Consider the following 18,962-nt stretch of genomic DNA (forward strand, 5'->3'; position numbering starts at 1 on the left):
CATTTTTATGCTATTTTAAGGTGTTTAATCTGTTTAACTAACTAGAAATTAAGTTGGTTTTACGTTATAGGAGTTGTATACATGCCTGAATTTTATAAGAAACAGTGGTTTTTATATCCTGTTTACGTATTGGCATTTTTTGTGTTGGTGCTAATCTCGATTCTTTGTTATTTTCACTTAATTATGGGGATAGCCGCCTTTTTTATTTTTAGCATCGTTTTCTTTTTAGTTATACGATTTGAACTTAACTTTCAAAGGAATTTTGAAAAGTATACGACAGATATGATTACTAGGGTAAAAAAAGTGAGTAACGAAGCATTCAACCAGATGCCAATCGGTATATTGTTATACAATAAGGAGTATGGGATTGATTGGGCAAATCCTTACTTGTCTTCATGTTTGGGGCAACACGCATTAGCTGGGTGGCATCTGTACGATGTATCAGAAACATTACTCCTTTTTATTAAAGGAGAGACTTCGGACGATATAGTATCTTTAAATAGTCGAAAGTTCCGTGTTTTTGTAAGGAAAGAAGAAAAACTAATTTATTTTTTTGATGTAACTGAGCAAACAGAGATTGAAAAAATGTATGAGGATCAGCGTACGGTTTTAGCCGTTATTTATTTAGATAATTATGATGAAGTTACACAAGGATTAGATGATCAATTACGTACGAATATAACAAGCCTTGTCACGTCACGTCTAAATGAATGGGCTGTTAAGTATGGTGCTTATTTAAAACGTGCATCTTCAGAGAGGTTCTTCGTTGTACTAAATGAAAGTATTTTAGCGCAAATGGAGAAAGGTAAGTTTAGCATTTTAGATCAAGTGCGTGAAGAAACATCCAAAAGGAATATACCACTTACATTAAGTGTAGGTGTCGGATCAGGTGATATGCCTTTATCAGAGCTTGGAGCAATGGCTCAATCTGGTTTAGACCTTGCGCTTGGACGTGGTGGAGATCAAGTAGCTATCAAACAAGCGACAGGTAAAGTTAAATTTTACGGCGGTAAAACGAATCCAGTCGAAAAGCGTACTCGTGTACGTGCTAGAGTTATTTCGCATGCGTTAAAGGATTTAGTATTAGAAAGCAGTAATGTCATTATAATGGGGCATAGAGCACCTGATATGGATGCGATTGGTGCAGCGATTGGTATTTTAAAGGTAGCGCAATTAAATGAGCGCAAAGGATATATTGTATTAGACGAAAATGATTCGGATAAAGGAATCAAACGTTTGATGGATAAAGTGAAACAAAATGAAGAGTTATGGTCACACTTTATTACACCAGGGCAAGCGATGGAATTTGCAAATGATGATTCATTACTTGTTGTTGTTGACACGCATAAACCTTCGATGGTGATGGAGGAAAAACTGTTACATAAGATTGAAAATGTAGTGGTTATTGACCATCATCGCCGCGGGGAAGATTTCATTGAAGATCCATTGCTTGTTTATATGGAACCATATGCTTCTTCAACAGCAGAGCTTGTTACAGAATTACTTGAGTATCAACCGAAAAATTTAAAGATGACAATGTTAGAAGCAACGGCATTGTTAGCTGGTATTATTGTTGATACGAAAAGTTTTACATTCCGTACAGGCGCTCGCACATTTGATGCAGCTTCTTATTTACGCTCGCATGGTGCAGACACTGTACTTGTACAAGAGCTTTTAAAAGAAGACATGAATCAGTATTTACGAGTTGCAAAAGCCATTAAAAATGCGTACATTTATAAAAATGGAATTGCGATTGCTAAGGTTGATAGTGATGATTATTATGATCAGGTGCTTATTGCGCAATCAGCGGATACGTTATTGACGATGACAGGTATCATTGCATCATTTGTTATTGCGAAACGTGGAGAGAATTTCATTGGAATTAGCGGTAGATCTTTAGGTGAACTGAATGTACAGCTAATCATGGAGAATTTAGGAGGTGGCGGGCATTTGACAAATGCAGCCACACAAATGAAAAATGTTACAGTAGATGAAGCTGAGGAGAAGCTTCAATTTGTAATTGATGACTATTTACAGGGAGGCACACAATCATGAAAGTAATTTTTCTAAAAGACGTAAAAGGTAAAGGGAAAAAAGGAGAAATAAAAAACGTACCAGACGGTTATGCAAATAATTTCTTATTAAAACAAGGATTAGCTGCCGAGGCAACAAACAGCAGTATGAAAACTTTAGAAGCTCAAAAGCGTAAAGAAGAAAAAGATGCAGCAGCAGAGCTTGAGAATGCAAAAGAGCTGAAAGAAACTTTAGAGAAATTAACTGTGGAACTGAAGGCAAAATCTGGAGAAGGTGGCCGTTTATTTGGTTCTATCACAAGCAAACAAATCGTAGACGTAATGCAAAAATCACACAAAATCAAACTTGATAAACGTAAATTTGAAATGGATGATGCAATCCGTGCATTAGGTTATACAAATGTGACTGTGAAATTGCATCCGCAAGTAACAGCAAAAGTAAAAGTTCATGTTAGTGAACAATAAAAATAAATTAAATAAGGAGGATTGCGCATGAGTGATGTAATGGCTGATCGTACCCCTCCGCATAATATAGAAGCTGAGCAGGCAGTCTTAGGTGCCATATTAATTGATCAGGATGCGTTAACGTCAGCATCGGAACTATTGGTACCTGACTCATTTTATCGAACGAAACATCAAAAGATTTTTGAAGTCATGCTTGGGTTGTCTGATAAGGGAGAACCAATTGACTTAGTAATAATGACATCAGCGATGGCTGATCAAGGATTACTAGAAGAAGTTGGTGGGGTTTCTTATCTAGCAGAGTTAGCAGAAGTTGTTCCAACAGCTGCTAACGTAGAATATTATGCACGCATCATCGCTGAAAAGGCGCTTTTACGTCGTTTAATTCGAACGGCGACTCATATTGTATCGGATGGATACGAGAGAGAAGATGATGTGGACGGCCTTTTAAATGAGGCTGAGAAAAAAATATTAGAAGTATCTCATCAAACAAATGCAAAAGCATTTCAAAACATTAAAGATGTTCTTGTAGATGCTTATGATAAAATTGAACTTTTGCATAATCAAAAAGGTGAAGTTACGGGAATACCAACTGGATTTACTGAATTAGATAAGATGACCGCAGGTTTCCAGCGAAATGATTTAATCATCGTGGCGGCACGTCCATCGGTAGGAAAAACTGCATTTTCATTAAATATCGCACAAAACGTAGCGACAAAAACGGATGAAAATGTAGCGATCTTCAGTCTAGAGATGGGCTCTGATCAGCTTGTTATGCGTATGCTTTGTGCAGAAGGAAATATTGATGCACAAAGACTTCGTACCGGTTCATTAACTTCTGATGATTGGGCAAAATTAACAATGGCGATGGGTAGCCTTTCTAATGCTGGTATATATATTGATGATACACCAGGGATTAAAGTAAATGAGATTCGAGCAAAATGTCGTAGGTTAAAGCAAGAACAAGGTCTTGGTATGGTCTTAATTGACTATTTGCAGCTTATTCAAGGTAGCGGGAAATCAGGAGAAAACCGTCAGCAGGAAGTATCTGAGATTTCTCGTACATTAAAAGGGATTGCACGTGAATTGCAAGTGCCTGTTATTGCCTTATCGCAGTTATCTCGTGGTGTAGAATCTCGTCAAGATAAACGTCCAATGATGTCTGATATTCGTGAATCGGGAAGTATCGAGCAGGATGCTGATATTGTAGCTTTCCTATATCGTGAAGATTACTATGACCGAGAAACGGAAAATAAAAATACGATTGAAATTATTATTGCAAAGCAGCGTAATGGTCCCGTAGGTTCAGTAGAGCTTGCGTTTGTTAAGGAATTTAATAAATTCGTCAACTTAGAACGACGCTTTGAAGATGGGGCATAAAGGCAGTATAAAAAAGAAACACATTTCTTATAATAAGATGTGTTTCTTTTTTTATATAGGAAAGATAAGGCTTTCATAATGTGAAAATATAATTCTTACGAACGAAAATGAATTTTATTAAAAAAATGTTCGCTTTTTGGTTGACTTCTTTTTCGGTTTTGGTACAATTATATTGTTTGAATAGATCGTTTGAAAATCGCGGAGGTGCTTTAATAATGTCTTCAGTAGTAGTTGTAGGAACACAATGGGGCGACGAAGGAAAAGGTAAAATCACTGATTTTCTTTCTGAGCATGCGGAAGTAGTTGCAAGATATCAAGGTGGAAATAACGCGGGACATACAATTGTTTTCGGCGGAGTTAAATATAAATTACACTTAATTCCATCTGGTATTTTCTATAAAGAGAAAATTTGTGTAATCGGAAACGGCTTAGTAGTCGATCCGAAAGCATTACTTGAAGAGTTAAAATACTTACACGATCGTGGTGTAAGTACTGATAATTTACGTGTAAGTAACCGTGCGCACGTTATTTTACCTTATCACTTAAAACAGGATGAGTTAGAAGAAGCTAGTAAAGGTGATAACAAAATCGGTACAACGAAAAAAGGTATCGGTCCTGCATATATGGATAAAGCTGCTCGTATTGGTATCCGTATGGCTGATCTTTTAGACCGTGAAGCATTTAAAGAGAAGCTTGAGCGCAATTTAGTAGAGAAAAATCGTTTATTTGAAAAAATGTACGACACAGAAGGTTTCAGCGTAGAAGAAATCTTTGAAGAGTACTTCGAATATGGACAACAAATCGCACAATATGTATGCGACACATCTGTTGTATTAAATGATGCACTAGATAACAATCACCGTGTATTATTTGAAGGTGCACAAGGTGTTATGCTTGATATTGACCACGGTACGTACCCATTCGTTACATCTTCTAACCCGATTGCTGGTGGTGTAACAGTTGGAACTGGAGTTGGTCCTGCGAAAGTTACTCGCGTTGTAGGTGTATGTAAAGCATATACAAGTCGTGTAGGTGATGGTCCATTCCCTACTGAGCTTCATGATGAAATTGGTCACCAAATTCGTGAAGTTGGTCGTGAGTATGGAACGACAACTGGTCGTCCACGCCGCGTAGGTTGGTTCGATAGCGTTGTTGTAAGACATGCACGTCGTGTTAGTGGTTTAACGGATTTATCATTAAATTCTATCGACGTTCTAACAGGTATTCCAACTCTTAAAATTTGTGTTGCTTACAAATACAATGGCGAAGTTATCGATGAAGTTCCAGCAAACTTAAACATCTTAGCGAAATGTGAGCCTGTATATGAAGAGCTTCCAGGTTGGGAAGAAGATATTACTGGTGTAAAATCATTAGACGAACTTCCTGAAAATGCAAGAAAATACGTAGAGCGTGTTTCTGAATTAACAGGAATCCAATTATCTATGTTCTCAGTTGGACCAGATCGTAATCAAACAAATATCGTTCGTAATGTATACGAAGCTTAATTGATATAAGAAATTGATTTTTGTAAGAAAAAACTCATGCTCTCATGAGTTTTTTCTTATCTTTTATAAAAAAATAAAAAAAGGTATTGCAAAAACAAAAGATAACATGTTATGATATGTCTTGTCGTCACGAAAATATGACGTTGGTGAGTATGAGCCATTAGCTCAGTTGGTAGAGCATCTGACTTTTAATCAGAGGGTCGAAGGTTCGAATCCTTCATGGCTCACCATTTTATTTTTCGTGGCCCGTTGGTCAAGTGGTTAAGACACCGCCCTTTCACGGCGGTAACACGGGTTCGAATCCCGTACGGGTCATGTTTTTTTATGTTCATTTTTGGTCCCGTGGTGTAGTGGTTAACATGCCTGCCTGTCACGCAGGAGATCGCCGGTTCGACCCCGGTCGGGACCGCCACTTTTGTTTATACCACCATTAGTGGTTTTATATATAGTTTTGGCTCGGTAGCTCAGTCGGTAGAGCAGAGGACTGAAAATCCTCGTGTCGGCGGTTCGATTCCGTCCCGAGCCACTCTCAGGATATTAAGTGGGCCCACTTAATATCCTTTTTATTTTGTCCAGTTTTACAAAAGTGGGTAGTTATTTTACAATAGAATGAGGAGCCTCTAGCAGTTGAAGCTAGAGGTTTTTCTATAGATCGTATAGGATTCCGTGTAAAAGTGGATGATACATGAGTCTATGAGAATAGAGGAGAAATACTTAGACTAAGATTGTTGTCATATAGGAACATACTATAGAAACACCAATATGTTTGAGGATTATTGATCATATTTTTATAAGGAGGAAATAGACGATGATGGGAAAGAAAATTTTAGTAGTTGATGATGAAAAGCCGATTGCGGATATTTTGAAGTTCAACCTAGAAAAAGAAGGTTTTGAAATTGTAATGGCGCATGATGGTGATGAGGCGATTGAAAAAGCAAATGAAGAACAGCCAGATATGGTTTTATTAGATATTATGTTACCGGGAAAAGACGGTTTAGAGGTATGTCGTGAAATACGTAAAAGCTCAGAAATGCCAATTATTATGCTTACAGCAAAAGACTCCGAAATTGATAAAGTATTAGGGCTTGAGCTTGGGGCAGATGATTATGTAACGAAGCCATTTAGTACGAGGGAGTTGCTTGCTCGTGTGAAAGCGAATTTACGTCGCCATCAGCAGGGTGGTGCTGCAGAGAAAGAAGAAAATACTGAAATGGTTATTGGACCAATCGTTATCAATTCGAATGCTTATAGTGTAACGAAGCGTGAAGAAAGCATTGAGCTTACACATCGTGAATTTGAATTACTGCATTATTTAGCGAAGCATTTAGGTCAAGTTATGACTCGTGAACATTTATTACAAACAGTTTGGGGTTATGATTATTTTGGAGATGTACGTACAGTAGACGTAACAGTACGTCGTTTACGCGAAAAAATTGAAGATAATCCAAGTCATCCTACTTTAATTGTAACTAGACGTGGGGTAGGGTATTACTTGCGTGACCCAGAACAGGAATAGTATATGAAGAAAGTTGGTTTTTTTCAATCTATTCATTTAAAATTTGTGCTCATATATATGCTGTTAATATTAATAGCAATGCAAGTAATTGGTGTATATTTCGTTAGGGAATTAGAAAAAAGCCTTGTAAAAGGTTTTCAAGATTCCTTAACGCAGCAAACAAATTTACTTTCTTATAACTTGAAGCAAGAGTTTGTAAAAGAGCGTCCTAAAGCAGATTCAGTAGATAAAGCTATTAATGATTCGATTCAAAAATTGGCATCGGATCGTAAGAAAGATATTCAAGAAATAAGTGTAATTGATTCTACTAAAAAATTAATGGCAATTTCAGACGCGTCTAAGCAAAATAAAGTAGGACGAACGTCAGCAGACACAGCTGTACAACGGGTAATGGTACAAAAAAAACCAGAGTCAAAGGTTGAGAAAGACGTGAAAACAGGTCATCGGGTTCAAGTGATGATTACTCCTATTCTAAAAGAGCAAGAAGGAGAGGTACTTGGCGTCATTCGTATTGTTGCATCTATGGAAGATGTGTATAAACAAATGAAAGATATAAACCAAATTTTCGCGACGGGGACAGTAATTGCTTTACTAGTAACAGCTGTACTTGGGATTTTGTTGGCTCAAACAATTACAAGACCAATTTCAGATATGCGGAGACAAGCAATTGAAATGGCAAAAGGAAACTATTCGAGAAAAGTAAAAGTGCATAGCCATGATGAAATTGGACAACTAGCATTATCCTTCAATAATTTATCGAAAAAATTACAACAAGCCCGCTCTTCAACAGAGAGTGAAAGGCGCAAACTATCATCTGTTTTATCACATATGACAGATGGGGTAATTGCTACTGATCGAAAAGGTGACATCATTTTATTAAATGATCCTGCGGAAAAAATGTTAAATGTTTCGCGTGAAACGGCATTAGATCAGTCTGTCTTAGAAGTGTTAGGGATACAAGAAGAATTTACGCTGGATCATTTATATGAAGAACCTGATTCAGTTTTATTAGATTTTAGTACAAGGAATGAACCATATATTTTACGTGCCAGTTTCTCTGTCATTCAAAAAGAAACAGGGAAGGCAAATGGTTTAATTGCTGTATTATATGATGTAACAGAGCAGGAGCGTATAGAGCGAGAGCGTCGTGAGTTTGTTGCGAACGTATCTCATGAGCTAAGAACACCGTTAACAACAATGCGCAGTTACTTAGAAGCACTTACGGATGGTGCATGGCAAGATCCGAATATCGCACCGCAATTTTTAACGGTTACACAAGAAGAAACAGAAAGAATGATTAGACTTGTAAATGCGTTGTTACAACTATCTAAACTAGATAGTACAGAACATCGCTTAATGAAGGAATGGGTCGACTTTACTGATTTCTTTAATAACGTTATCGATCGCTTTGAAATGTCTAAAGAGCAAAATGTAAGCTTCAAACGATCTTTCTCTAAAAAATCTCGATTTATTGATATGGATACAGACAAAATTACACAGGTTTTATATAACATTATTTCCAATGCATTAAAATATTCGCCAGAAGGTGGCACAGTAACATATCGCCTGCGCGACCGTGGTGAGTTATTAGAAATTAGTGTGAGTGATCAAGGAATGGGTATCCCGAAGGAAAATGTAGATAAAATATTTGAACGTTTTTACCGTGTAGATAAAGCTCGCTCAAGACAAATGGGTGGTACAGGTCTTGGATTAGCCATTGCGAAAGAAATGATTGAGGCACACGGCGGCTCAATTTGGGCGAAAAGTGAGGAAGGAAAAGGAACAACTATTTATTTCACACTGCCAATGGCAACTGATGAAGAGGACGATTGGGAATGAGTATGGAAAACTTTAAAACAATAGTTTTAATTAATTTAGTTGTTATTAGCCTATTTCTTACTTTTAACTTATGGACATATGTTCCTGATTCTACCTCGATACAAAATGCAAAATTTGTTCAAGGTAATGAAGAGATAAATCCAATAAAACTTTCAGAGGTTGTTCGCCCATCCTCTGTAATCGTCCATAAAGAGAAAAATCATTATGTGAGTGAAAACAAGAGTAATGTGGATTTAATTTATAGAATTCTTGAAAATGGAGAGTTACATGATTTAAAGGAAATAACAGGGACAGTTCCTAAAGGTGATTTTCTTTCGTATGTACATGGAGAAGAAAAAATTGAATTTGTTTTTCCTACAAACATTCCACTGGGTACGATTAAAAGTATGTTTAATTTTAAAGATAAAAACATAGAAGGTAATAGGAGTTTCAATCGTATTATAATTGACCCTTCTCGAAGTAAGGACCAAGAAATTAAAATTAGTTTTGTTTCTTATGATACGTATCCTTATCGTAAAATATATGAAGCAAAATTGAGCGGTGTTTATGTAAAGGATGTTATAAATGCTCAAAATCAACTTATAACAGTAGCGAGACCGTATTTTGAATATCAAATAAGTGATAGAAAAAAACTTTACTTACCAGATGGAATTACGGAATTAAGTGAGGTAGAGTATTTTGGAGCTAGGTTAGATGAGGATACATTTAAAAATGCATTATTTAGTGATCCACGTTATTTAAGCCCTATTTCTGAGAAATCAAAGAAAACATTTACAGATGGTATACGTTCTATGGAAATTGATCAGTCAAATGCAATGTTGAAATACAAAAACTCCGCTGTACATAGTGATGAATCTATGGATAATGCAGCACTTTTACAAAAAAGTTTTGACTTTGTAAGTGGGCATAGTGGTGCATTAAAACTCTATCGTTTTGATTATATTAATAAGGGGAAAGCGTCCTTCCGTTTTTATGAGGATGGGTTGCCTGTATTTAATAGCGATGGAATGGCGGAATTAAAGCAAGCATGGGGTTCAGGTGAAATCATGCAGTATGAAAGATCCTTTTTTGATCCAAGTTTCAAATTACCTAGTAAACAACTAACAACTTCTCTCGCATCGGGTCGTACAGTGATGACATCATTAGAGAATAATCCGCAAATTGATAAAAATTCAATTCAGGATGTTGGAATTGGTTATAAGTTATCATTGGAAGATTCCATCAACGAAGGAAAAAACATTATTTTAAAGCCAATATGGTATGTAAAATGTGAGGAAAATGATAAGCAAAAAATATTTGAATGGAGTGAGGGGGGACTAAATGGATTGGGATCGAATTAAAACCATATTTATTGTGACCTTTTTTGTTTTAGATCTCTTTCTTATCTTTCAGTTCATTCAAAAGCAAGATAGTAATCAATTGGAACTTGTGACAGAAACAAAAATTGATCAACAATTAAAAGAGTCTAAAATTACTATGGGGAGTTTTCCTAAAGAGCCGAAAAAAGAGTCGTTTATTATGGCGAAAAATAAAAGCTTTAAGGAAGAAGATGTGCAGTCTTTAAAAAATCAAACAGTGCATCTGCAAGAAGAATATAAGATAGAAAGTAAGTTGAAAGAACCATTTTTAAATGCAAAATCGTTATCAAAGGACAAGTATAATGATTTCTTAAAAAATTACGTGCTTGATGGGCAGAAATACGAGTTTGGGGCAATGAAAGATTCAAAAATTTATTTCTTTCAAAAGTATAAGGATAAGCCGATTTTCTACAACAATCATGCAATGATTGTTGTAGATTTGAATGAAAAAAATGAGCTTGTTTCGTATACACAAACAATGTTAACGGATTTGAAGGAAATGGGCGAAAGTGAAAAAACGAAAGAACAAGAAATTATCACTGCTCAAACAGCTTTAGAAAATATATATGTAAAAAATAAAATTGCAGAAAATACGCACGTGAAAGAGGCGCAGATTGGATATGCGACTCTAGCTGAATCTTCTTCTAATATACAAGTGCTTGCTCCAACGTGGAACTTAAAGACAGAGCAAAAAAAGGACTATTTTGTGAATGCAATTGAAGGACAAGTTATGGAATTAGGGGAAACTCAAGTGCCGGAAGAACATAATGGAGTGAGAAAGAATGAGTATGCACTTTAGTGTACTTGCAAGTGGGAGTACAGGGAATATGCTATATGTGGGAACAGATGAAAAAAAATTGCTTGTTGATGCAGGTTTAAGTGGTAAAGCTACAGAGGCCTTATTTAAGCAAGCTGAACTGAATATAAATGACATATCAGGTATTCTTGTAACACATGAGCATAGTGACCATATTAAAGGATTAGGTGTATTGGCACGTAAATATGATTTACCTGTTTATGCGAACGAGAAAACATGGAATGCAATGGAACATTTAATAGGTAATATCCCAACTGATCAAAAATTCATTTTCTCAGTAGGGGACGTGAAAACATTTGGGGATATTGAAGTTGAATCATTTGGTGTTTCTCATGATGCGGCAGAACCGATGTTTTATGCTTTTCATAACAATAATAGAAAGTTAGCTCTTATTACAGATACGGGCTACGTAAGTGACCGTATGAAAGGTGTTATTAAGGGAGCGAACGCTTTCGTATTTGAAAGCAATCATGATGTGGAAATGCTTCGTATGGGACGTTATCCATGGAGCATTAAACGACGCATATTAAGTGATGTAGGTCACGTTTGTAATGAGGATGCTGCATTAGCGATGGCGGATGTTATTACAGACGATACAAAACACATTTATTTAGCGCATTTAAGCTTAGATAATAACATGAAAGAATTAGCGCGTATGTCTGTATCACAAGTATTAGAAGAAAAAGGTTTTGGGGTTGGAGAATCCTTTAAAATACATGATACAGATCCAAAAATGCCTACGAAAATTCAATACGTATAATTCTTCATTTTAGTAAACAATAAAGGTGAATATAGTTGTTTTCAGGAAGATAGGTGAACAAATATGTCCTTTATTGATGAAGAAAAGTATCGTATTAAACGTGCAGGGAAAAAGAAACATAAAGGTATTGTTATTTCTAGTATAGCGGGAACAATTGTAGGGGCTTCATTATTTGCATTTGGAGCGCCTTTATTTTCAAATCATGAAGGTAAGCTTCCACAAGTTGAAGCGAGTGAAAAAAATATGGCTGAAGCTCAAAGCGGAAATGTGTCTGTTAAACAGGTTAGCTTTGTAGACGCTGTTGATCGTGCTTCAGAGGCTGTTGTTGGTGTTATTAATATTCAACGAGACGATTTTTCAGAGGCTGATTCGGAAGCTGGTACAGGCTCTGGTGTGATTTATAAGAAAACAGATGGACATGCGTATATTGTAACGAATAACCACGTTGTTGCTGGGGCGAATCGTATTGAAGTGAGCTTAAGCGACGGTAAGAAAATTCCAGGTAAAGTATTAGGAACCGATGTAGTCACAGACTTGGCGGTACTAGAAATAGATGCGAAGCATGTGAAGAAAGTGATTGAAATTGGTGATTCTAATACCGTTCGTAGAGGAGAACCAGTTATTGCAATTGGAAATCCACTGGGGTTACAATTTTCGGGAACTGTCACACAAGGTATTATTTCGGCTAATGAGCGCATTGTTCCTGTAGATTTAAATCAAGATGGACATTACGATTGGCAAGTAGAAGTATTACAAACAGATGCGGCAATTAATCCAGGTAATAGTGGTGGAGCGCTTGTAAATGTATCTGGACAATTAATAGGTATTAACTCAATGAAAATTGCAGCAAAAGAAGTAGAGGGAATTGGACTAGCTATTCCAGTTACGAGAGCTGTTCCTGTTATGAATGAGCTTGAAAAGTACGGTAAAGTAAAAAGACCTTACGTTGGGATTGAACTAAGATCATTAAATGAGATTCCAAATTACTATTGGTCAAAAACATTACACTTACCAGGTAACGTAACAGAAGGAGTTTGTGTTTTAGATGTGAAAAGTCCTTCGCCAGGTACAGAAGCTGGTCTAAGAGAACATGATGTTATTGTGGCGGTAGATGGAAAACCGGTGCGCGATATTATTGGGTTCCGCACGGCCTTATATAATAAAAAAATTAATGATAAAATGACTCTTACGTTTTATCGTGGTACAAAACGAGCGACAACAACGGTGAAATTAGGCATTCAAAAGTATTAAAAACAGGAGGGCCTACCTCCTGTTTTCTATTGTAGAAAAGTGAGGTGAAGAATATGAATTTACCTTGTTGTTTAGAACATGTTGAATTAGCATTAGATATCATTGTGGATGAGTGTGAAGTTGCACCGGTTATTAACAATGTGGATAACTCTAAAGGAGAGAAAAAAACATGTGAATTTTGTCAAAATGAGGCGACATATGTTGTATCGAACACAGATTCTCACACAATATGTGGGTAACATTTGTGGATATGTGGATAAGTCCTGTGGATAACGTGTTTGTAAGGTGGGGAATAGATGTGAATATCTCGATTATTTCAATCGGAAAATTAAAAGAAAAATACTTAAAACAAGGTATAGCAGAATACTTAAAACGATTATCTTCGTACGCAAAAGTAGAAGTAATTGAATTGCCAGATGAAAAGGCGCCAGAAAATTTAAGTGAAGCAGAAATGTTAATTGTAAAAGAAAAAGAAGGCATACGTATACTGGATAAAATTTCTGATGATACGCACGTCATTGCATTAGCAATAGAAGGAAAGCAAAAATCATCAGAAGAATTTGCAGCAAGTATAGATCGCCTTGCTACATATGGAAAGAGTAAAGTAACGTTTGTAATTGGTGGATCACTTGGACTCAGCTCAGGAGTAATGAAGCGTTCAAACGAATCTCTGTCTTTCTCAAAGATGACATTACCACATCAATTAATGCGTCTAGTATTGCTTGAGCAAGTATATAGAGCGTTTCGTATTAATCGCGGGGAACCGTATCATAAGTAAGTGCGGTTTATTATAATTAATTTAGTATGAAAATATATTGTGGAAGGGGAGAAAATACATGGATAAATTTAAAAAATCATTAGATGAATGTATAACTGCTTTTACACATTTGAGTGAAGAGTGGGAAAAGATAGAAAGAGAACATTCGGATCAGTTATCAGAGAAATATCCATTCCATAAAGATTTTAGTGAACTTATTATTGATATGATGGAATGGAAAGAATCGATTAATAAATAATTAAATAGTATAAGAAGATAAAAAAGCTAGTTTGGACTAGCTTTTTTATCTTCTAGGAATTACAATATTAAACTCATTTTGCAACTTATCAAGTATGTGGTTATGGTTTAATCTATCTGGTTCTACAACCACAAATTCACCTAGTGCTACTAATTGTTGAGTAGTTGTAACTTCAGTAATTGAGCTAAGAGGATGGAATGGTTTAAAAGCAGTATAGACATTTTTACCTCTATTGGATCGCTCAGTCATAGGGTTGATAGGTCGACAAGCAATCATGAACTCGCCAGCAGCTTCTTGAATTGTTTCATAATTAATTGGACGTAAATTATTTATTAACTCCTCAATAGAAGTGGGGGGAGTATTACTAATATACATACAGTTTGCGGTAGCATCTGTTTCTGGTCCATATCCTCGGACTACGGATATTATATCTTGTGGAGAGAAGATATTTAAGAATGGAATAGCTGTATTACCACTTCTTCTACCGAAACAAATACTTACTCCAACAAAAGGAGAAGCGGCTGAATTAGTAATCCACGTATTTGCCCAATCAGTAATTTCATAGCTTAATCTATCAAATGTGTTTCTCCCAAACTCTTCTAAAAATCTTTGATGACCATACCAATTCCCAAAATAGTCTGCTGAAGATAGTTTGGCTGATATTTTTAAATCGGTAGACCCGTTTAGCCTAATAAGTATGTCCGTTTTATTATTACGGTCTCGAGAACCTATTCTTTCTGATGAAAGAATTTCTAAATTAGGCTGTATACCTAATTCACACATCCAGTTAGGAATACTTGATGGCAATTGAGTGGCGGTACTAGCACAATCCGCAATTTGTTGTTCAAATAAATCTGTCCTTTGGGACATGGAAAATTCCCCCTTTGTTTCATTTATAAATATATTATAAATGAGATGAAAAATTATGTATATATTTGTAATGTAATATACAGAGAAATATGATTTGACAGTTGAATTTAAGGCAAATAAAGATAGAAAATTGCTTATTTTTCTTAAAACAATGATAAAATAATAAAAACTGAATGGATTAGGAGGGTACATTATGAAAGAGGAACAAAATAAAAAGGTTAAGAAGTTGGACCTTCCAATAGAAGATAAAGAAATTATGGACGCAAATATAACATTAGAAGAAAATATTAAAAGTAATAGAAGAGGACGAGGACGAGGAAAATTTAAACCTGCTCCTGATTTAAATAAAGAAGAAGTAAAAAGGGTTCTCTTAGATAAGATAGCAGAGGAAACGGCGTTAATTATTGAAAATGAAGAGGACGAGAAAATAATTAAATCGGTTGATTATAAGCCAGAAAAATATAATGTAGTAGGGCTATTTTCAGGATGTGGTGGACTAGATTTAGGGTTTGAATTGGCTGGTTTAGCAGCAGTTATAGGTGAAGATGCTGCTATGGAGGTCTTTAAAGATAAGAAAAAGTATGAAAAAGAACGTTCTAAAAGTATTTTCCATACAATTTATACTAACGATATGTTTAAGGAAGCTAATCAAACCTATAAAATAAATTTTCCTGAACACGTAATTCAACATGAAAAAGACATACGTAAGGTAGCACATTTCCCACTCTGTAACGTTATGTTGGGGGGGTTCCCCTGTCCAGGGTTTTCAGAAGCAGGTCCTAGGTTAGTGGATGACGAAAGAAACTTCTTATATATTCACTATATTAGGGCTTTGTTACAGACACAACCGGAATTCTTTGTTGCCGAAAATGTAAAGGGTATGATGACTTTAGGAAAAGGTGAAGTCTTAAAACAGATAGTTGAGGATTTTTCTTCAGCTGGATATGATGTTACACCATACTTAGTAAATTCAAGAGACTTTGGTGTCCCACAATTGCGAGAACGTGTATTTTTAGTTGGTGTTCATAAGGAAAAAGTTATTAATAAGACAAAGTTTAGGTATCCTACTCCGCGAGCAAGTCATGGGGAAAATTTAATTCCATATGTAACACTTGAGGATGCAATTGGTGATTTGAGAACTAACCCAGGACCATATTTTACAGGTTCCTATTCAACTATATATTTATCACGTAATAGAAAGAAAACATGGCAGGATCAAAGCTTTACAATACAAGCATCAGGAAGACAGGCTCCTTTACATCCTGGTGGAGAACCTATGCGAAAGTTAGGTAAGGATGCTTGGGAATTAGTTGGCGGAGAAGAACAAAATCGAAGGTTATCTGTTAAAGAAATAGCGAGGATTCAGACATTTCCAGACTGGTTCAAGTTTAGTGATGGAGGAAGCTCAAAGGTATCGGAGAATAATCGTTTAGATAAAATTTATAAACAGATTGGAAATGCAGTTCCCGTACTACTTGCTAAAGCGATAGCACAGCCTATTGCAAACTACGCTTATGAACAACTACAAAAGCAAGAAAAGGGAGAGCGAGCGTTCGTTCAAACCTCAATGTTTTAGATGTAATAAAGAAGAATTAAAGTATATATTATAATTATGGATGGTTTTTATTTAGCCCTAATCTCTAAAGGAGGTTAGGGCTTTTTCTATTTACAAGGAGGAGATAATAATGGATTTAGAATTAGAAGGATTTTGTAGCTTTATGAAATACATATTTAGTCTAGATATTGATGAAGAACAGGTAGGAGAAGAAACTATGCTTTTATATAAGGAAGATCTGGATGAGAATCTTGTATCAGAAATATTACTGGCAGTTACTCCTGATTTAGTATTAGTTCACACATATGTTTATAATACAGAAGAAAATGAGTGGATGATTTGTATGGTATCAGATGCCAATGCAAATTATCCACTATTTTTAATTTGCTTAAAAGATGGAGAAAAAGTTTATGAAAAGCTATTAAAAAAATAGAAAGATAAAAGTTCACATTTTTGTCACAATTAGTTTTTCAGACGTTTGTAATTATGGACTAAGTACAAACGTCTTTTTATTGGAGTTTTCCTATTTTTATATAGTATTTTTTTGATTGCCTTTATAGTTGAATATAGCGTTTAATAAAGTTTGTAAATAGCTCTTATTTGCAGATTCGAATCTAAACTAAACATGCTGCAGCATTAAATAAACCGAAAGTGAGTGAATTTAATGCAAAACAATAATTTTAATCAATTAACATCTCTAAAGATAGAGTACGCTTTTCAAATTGACAGATATGAAGTCATTACTGCACGTACATCCCAACGGTTTTTAAAATTGGTTTTTAAGGTTTGGAATGAAAATGAAGACTTTGAAATTGATCAATTATATATGCTTTATGATGACAATAGTATCCATTCTTCATTTTATGATTTTACTAATCAATTTCGTCAGTTTGGAGAAGTCAAAGATGAAATTTTGGTACAAGATTTAATTGGTGAAAGAGGAACTTGTTATTTTAAAAACAATTTTTCAAATGGAAAGGTGTATCAAAAAATCGTATTAACATCTTGGGAGGGCAACATAAATGAATGAATTTATACAAGAATTTGAACTGAAAAAAATACATATACTTAATTGTCATGGTAGTCTCAAATCTTTAACGGAAAACATTAATGACTTGTCTTCCATTAGCCAACTTGCAGCTGCTGCAAGTCAAGTAAAGAATATATCTCTAAAAAAGTTATTGGAACTTTTGATATCTAAAAAAGTGGTTGATGAATTAGACTTCTCATTAATTCAAACCATTAATTCAGATCATGTGAAATTTTTAACATCTGAACTGCATCATGCGGTTCAGGTATCAAAAGCAATTCAAACAGGTTTTATTTATGAAGAAAAAAAGAGAAAGTATCGATTTAATTCTAATTTATTTGCAGATTATTTTCTTACAAGAGTAAAAATGGTTTGTGATGAGAATGGTTTACTTTATGCTTATAGCAAACAGGGGGTATTTAAGTTATTGACAGATACGGAGATGGGGAGGCTTGTTCGAATATTAATGAACGAAGGATTAGAGCATAGTTGGCGAAGTAGTCATGAAAAAGAAGCCATTCAAGCTATTAAACGGGAATGTTTTTCAAAATCACAATTGGATTGCATGCGTGAATACGTTAATTTGCAAAATGGTATGTATTCATTAAAGGCTGGTTCGTTAGAAAAACATCATCCTGACTTCTTATCTACTATTCAAATACCAATTAAATATGATGGCGAGGCAGATTGTCCTACATTTAAGAAATTCATTAAGGATATTACTTGTAATGATAAGGAATTGAAAAATGTACTACAAGAGTTAATGGGTTACTTATTGAGCCCAGAAATTAGATGTGAAAAAGCATTTTATTTTTTTGGTAGGGGTGCAAATGGAAAAAGTGTTTTGGCACGTATCATAGCTATATTAGTTGGTGAACAGAATGTAAGTAGTATTCCACTTTCTCATTTTAGTTCGGATTTTGGTCTAGAGAGTATCATAGGTAAAACCGTTAACATTGCACCTGAGAATGAAATGCGAGGTTCACAATTAAATACGGAAGCATTTAAGGCTATTGTTAGTGGAGATGGGATGAATATTAATTTAAAATACAGACCTTCAATTACTAATTATAAGTCAAAATGTAGACTTTTGTTTTTGGGTAATGAACTACCGGATACAACTGATTTAACAAATGGCTATTTTCGTAGGATGTGTATTATTCCTTTTAAACGTACATTTAGTGAGTCAGAACAAAACCGAGATTTACTGATGGAATTAACTGAAGAATTACCTGGCATTTTTAATTGGGCTATTGAAGGGCTCAAAAGATTAAGAGAAAACAACTATGTATTTAGCCGATCATCAGTAATCGAAGAAGAGTTGAGAAAATACCGCTTGTCGCAGAATCCAGTTCTTAATTTTTTTGAATCTATCGTTGTATATGATACATCTTCCAAATTAAAACGTAGTGAATTATACAATCATTTCAAACTTTGGTGTGAACAAAATGGGATTGATCGTATTCGCACACGCCAAAGGTTTTATAAGGACTTAATGAATGTGATAGATAGTAAGGAATTATCTGATTGTGGAAAAACGAATTCAAGGTCATGAATACTTTGAAGGAAT

At 35.2% G+C, this 18,962-nt stretch carries 18 protein-coding genes and 4 tRNA genes; 21 read left to right on the top strand and 1 reads right to left on the bottom strand.

The features are described 5' to 3' along the window. Positions 1-81 precede the first annotated feature (81 nt). From SJY24_RS02930 to SJY24_RS03010, 17 genes are all read left to right on the top strand, one after another. On the top strand, positions 82-2,055 hold the full coding sequence (locus SJY24_RS02930) for a DHH family phosphoesterase (RefSeq protein WP_071744216.1): 1,974 nt from the start codon (positions 82-84) through the stop codon (positions 2,053-2,055). Then, positions 2,052-2,498, top strand: a complete 447-nt coding sequence (gene rplI, locus SJY24_RS02935; RefSeq protein ID WP_000864224.1) for a 50S ribosomal protein L9 — start codon at positions 2,052-2,054, stop codon at positions 2,496-2,498. Before SJY24_RS02930 ends, rplI begins: the two co-directional genes overlap by 4 nt. A gap of 27 nt (positions 2,499-2,525) precedes the next feature. After that, positions 2,526-3,875 (top strand): replicative DNA helicase, encoded by a 1,350-nt coding sequence (gene dnaB / locus SJY24_RS02940; protein WP_001286241.1) that lies wholly within the window; start codon positions 2,526-2,528, stop codon positions 3,873-3,875. A 215-nt stretch (positions 3,876-4,090) separates the two neighbouring features. Beyond that, complete coding sequence (locus tag SJY24_RS02945) at positions 4,091-5,380, top strand: adenylosuccinate synthase (protein ID WP_000100227.1); 1,290 nt, start codon at positions 4,091-4,093, stop codon at positions 5,378-5,380. Positions 5,381-5,534: 154 nt separating this feature from the next. Then, a tRNA-Lys gene (locus tag SJY24_RS02950) sits at positions 5,535-5,610 on the top strand. Between the two features lie 13 nt (positions 5,611-5,623). Further along, positions 5,624-5,695: transfer RNA gene (locus SJY24_RS02955), tRNA-Glu, on the top strand. Between the two features lie 21 nt (positions 5,696-5,716). After that, positions 5,717-5,792, top strand: a tRNA-Asp gene (locus SJY24_RS02960). A 41-nt stretch (positions 5,793-5,833) separates the two neighbouring features. Next, positions 5,834-5,906, top strand: a tRNA-Phe gene (locus SJY24_RS02965). A gap of 282 nt (positions 5,907-6,188) precedes the next feature. Beyond that, a complete protein-coding gene (gene walR, locus SJY24_RS02970; protein WP_000971867.1) occupies positions 6,189-6,896 on the top strand; it encodes a cell wall metabolism DNA-binding response regulator WalR in 708 nt (235 codons plus the stop codon). Between the two features lie 3 nt (positions 6,897-6,899). After that, positions 6,900-8,735 carry a cell wall metabolism sensor histidine kinase WalK gene (gene walK / locus SJY24_RS02975; protein WP_377863684.1) on the top strand — a complete coding sequence of 612 codons (1,836 nt, stop codon included), beginning with the start codon at positions 6,900-6,902 and terminating at the stop codon, positions 8,733-8,735. Then, positions 8,732-10,075: a YycH family regulatory protein gene (locus SJY24_RS02980; protein ID WP_377863685.1), complete on the top strand. Its 1,344-nt coding sequence runs from the start codon at positions 8,732-8,734 to the stop codon at positions 10,073-10,075. The genes walK and SJY24_RS02980 overlap by 4 nt, the downstream gene beginning before the upstream one ends. Beyond that, entirely contained in the window at positions 10,056-10,892 is an 837-nt protein-coding gene (locus tag SJY24_RS02985; RefSeq protein ID WP_000383744.1) for a two-component system regulatory protein YycI, read from the top strand. Before SJY24_RS02980 ends, SJY24_RS02985 begins: the two co-directional genes overlap by 20 nt. Continuing rightward, positions 10,876-11,670 carry an MBL fold metallo-hydrolase gene (locus SJY24_RS02990; protein WP_377863686.1) on the top strand — a complete coding sequence of 265 codons (795 nt, stop codon included), beginning with the start codon at positions 10,876-10,878 and terminating at the stop codon, positions 11,668-11,670. The genes SJY24_RS02985 and SJY24_RS02990 overlap by 17 nt, the downstream gene beginning before the upstream one ends. A 63-nt stretch (positions 11,671-11,733) precedes the next feature. Further along, positions 11,734-12,921 (top strand): S1C family serine protease, encoded by a 1,188-nt coding sequence (locus SJY24_RS02995; protein ID WP_377863687.1) that lies wholly within the window; start codon positions 11,734-11,736, stop codon positions 12,919-12,921. Positions 12,922-12,974: 53 nt separating this feature from the next. Further along, on the top strand, positions 12,975-13,160 hold the full coding sequence (locus SJY24_RS03000) for a CxxH/CxxC protein (protein ID WP_044438334.1): 186 nt from the start codon (positions 12,975-12,977) through the stop codon (positions 13,158-13,160). Positions 13,161-13,219: 59 nt separating this feature from the next. Further along, positions 13,220-13,699, top strand: coding sequence for a 23S rRNA (pseudouridine(1915)-N(3))-methyltransferase RlmH (rlmH, locus tag SJY24_RS03005; RefSeq protein WP_377863688.1), 480 nt, complete (start codon positions 13,220-13,222; stop codon positions 13,697-13,699). A gap of 58 nt (positions 13,700-13,757) precedes the next feature. Further along, on the top strand, positions 13,758-13,937 hold the full coding sequence (locus SJY24_RS03010; protein WP_103945642.1) for a hypothetical protein: 180 nt from the start codon (positions 13,758-13,760) through the stop codon (positions 13,935-13,937). Positions 13,938-13,982: 45 nt separating this feature from the next. Here the strand turns inward: SJY24_RS03010 and SJY24_RS03015 are convergent, their stop codons facing one another. Next, entirely contained in the window at positions 13,983-14,807 is an 825-nt protein-coding gene (locus SJY24_RS03015; protein ID WP_377863689.1) for a hypothetical protein, read from the bottom strand. A 193-nt stretch (positions 14,808-15,000) separates the two neighbouring features. Between SJY24_RS03015 and SJY24_RS03020 the strand changes: the two genes are divergently transcribed. The 4 genes from SJY24_RS03020 to SJY24_RS03035 all read left to right on the top strand — a co-directional run bounded on the left by SJY24_RS03020 (position 15,001) and on the right by SJY24_RS03035 (position 18,947). Next, positions 15,001-16,383: a DNA cytosine methyltransferase gene (locus tag SJY24_RS03020; RefSeq protein ID WP_377863690.1), complete on the top strand. Its 1,383-nt coding sequence runs from the start codon at positions 15,001-15,003 to the stop codon at positions 16,381-16,383. 109 nt (positions 16,384-16,492) lie between these two features. Then, positions 16,493-16,795 (top strand): hypothetical protein, encoded by a 303-nt coding sequence (locus SJY24_RS03025; RefSeq protein ID WP_377863691.1) that lies wholly within the window; start codon positions 16,493-16,495, stop codon positions 16,793-16,795. A gap of 231 nt (positions 16,796-17,026) precedes the next feature. Beyond that, positions 17,027-17,392 carry a hypothetical protein gene (locus SJY24_RS03030; RefSeq protein ID WP_377863692.1) on the top strand — a complete coding sequence of 122 codons (366 nt, stop codon included), beginning with the start codon at positions 17,027-17,029 and terminating at the stop codon, positions 17,390-17,392. Beyond that, positions 17,385-18,947, top strand: a complete 1,563-nt coding sequence (locus tag SJY24_RS03035; RefSeq protein ID WP_377863693.1) for a DNA primase family protein — start codon at positions 17,385-17,387, stop codon at positions 18,945-18,947. The genes SJY24_RS03030 and SJY24_RS03035 overlap by 8 nt, the downstream gene beginning before the upstream one ends. The last annotated feature ends 15 nt before the right edge of the window (positions 18,948-18,962 follow it).

This window comes from Bacillus sp. R86525, assembly GCF_042466195.1.
In the GTDB taxonomy this organism is placed as follows: domain Bacteria; phylum Bacillota; class Bacilli; order Bacillales; family Bacillaceae_G; genus Bacillus_A; species Bacillus_A nitratireducens.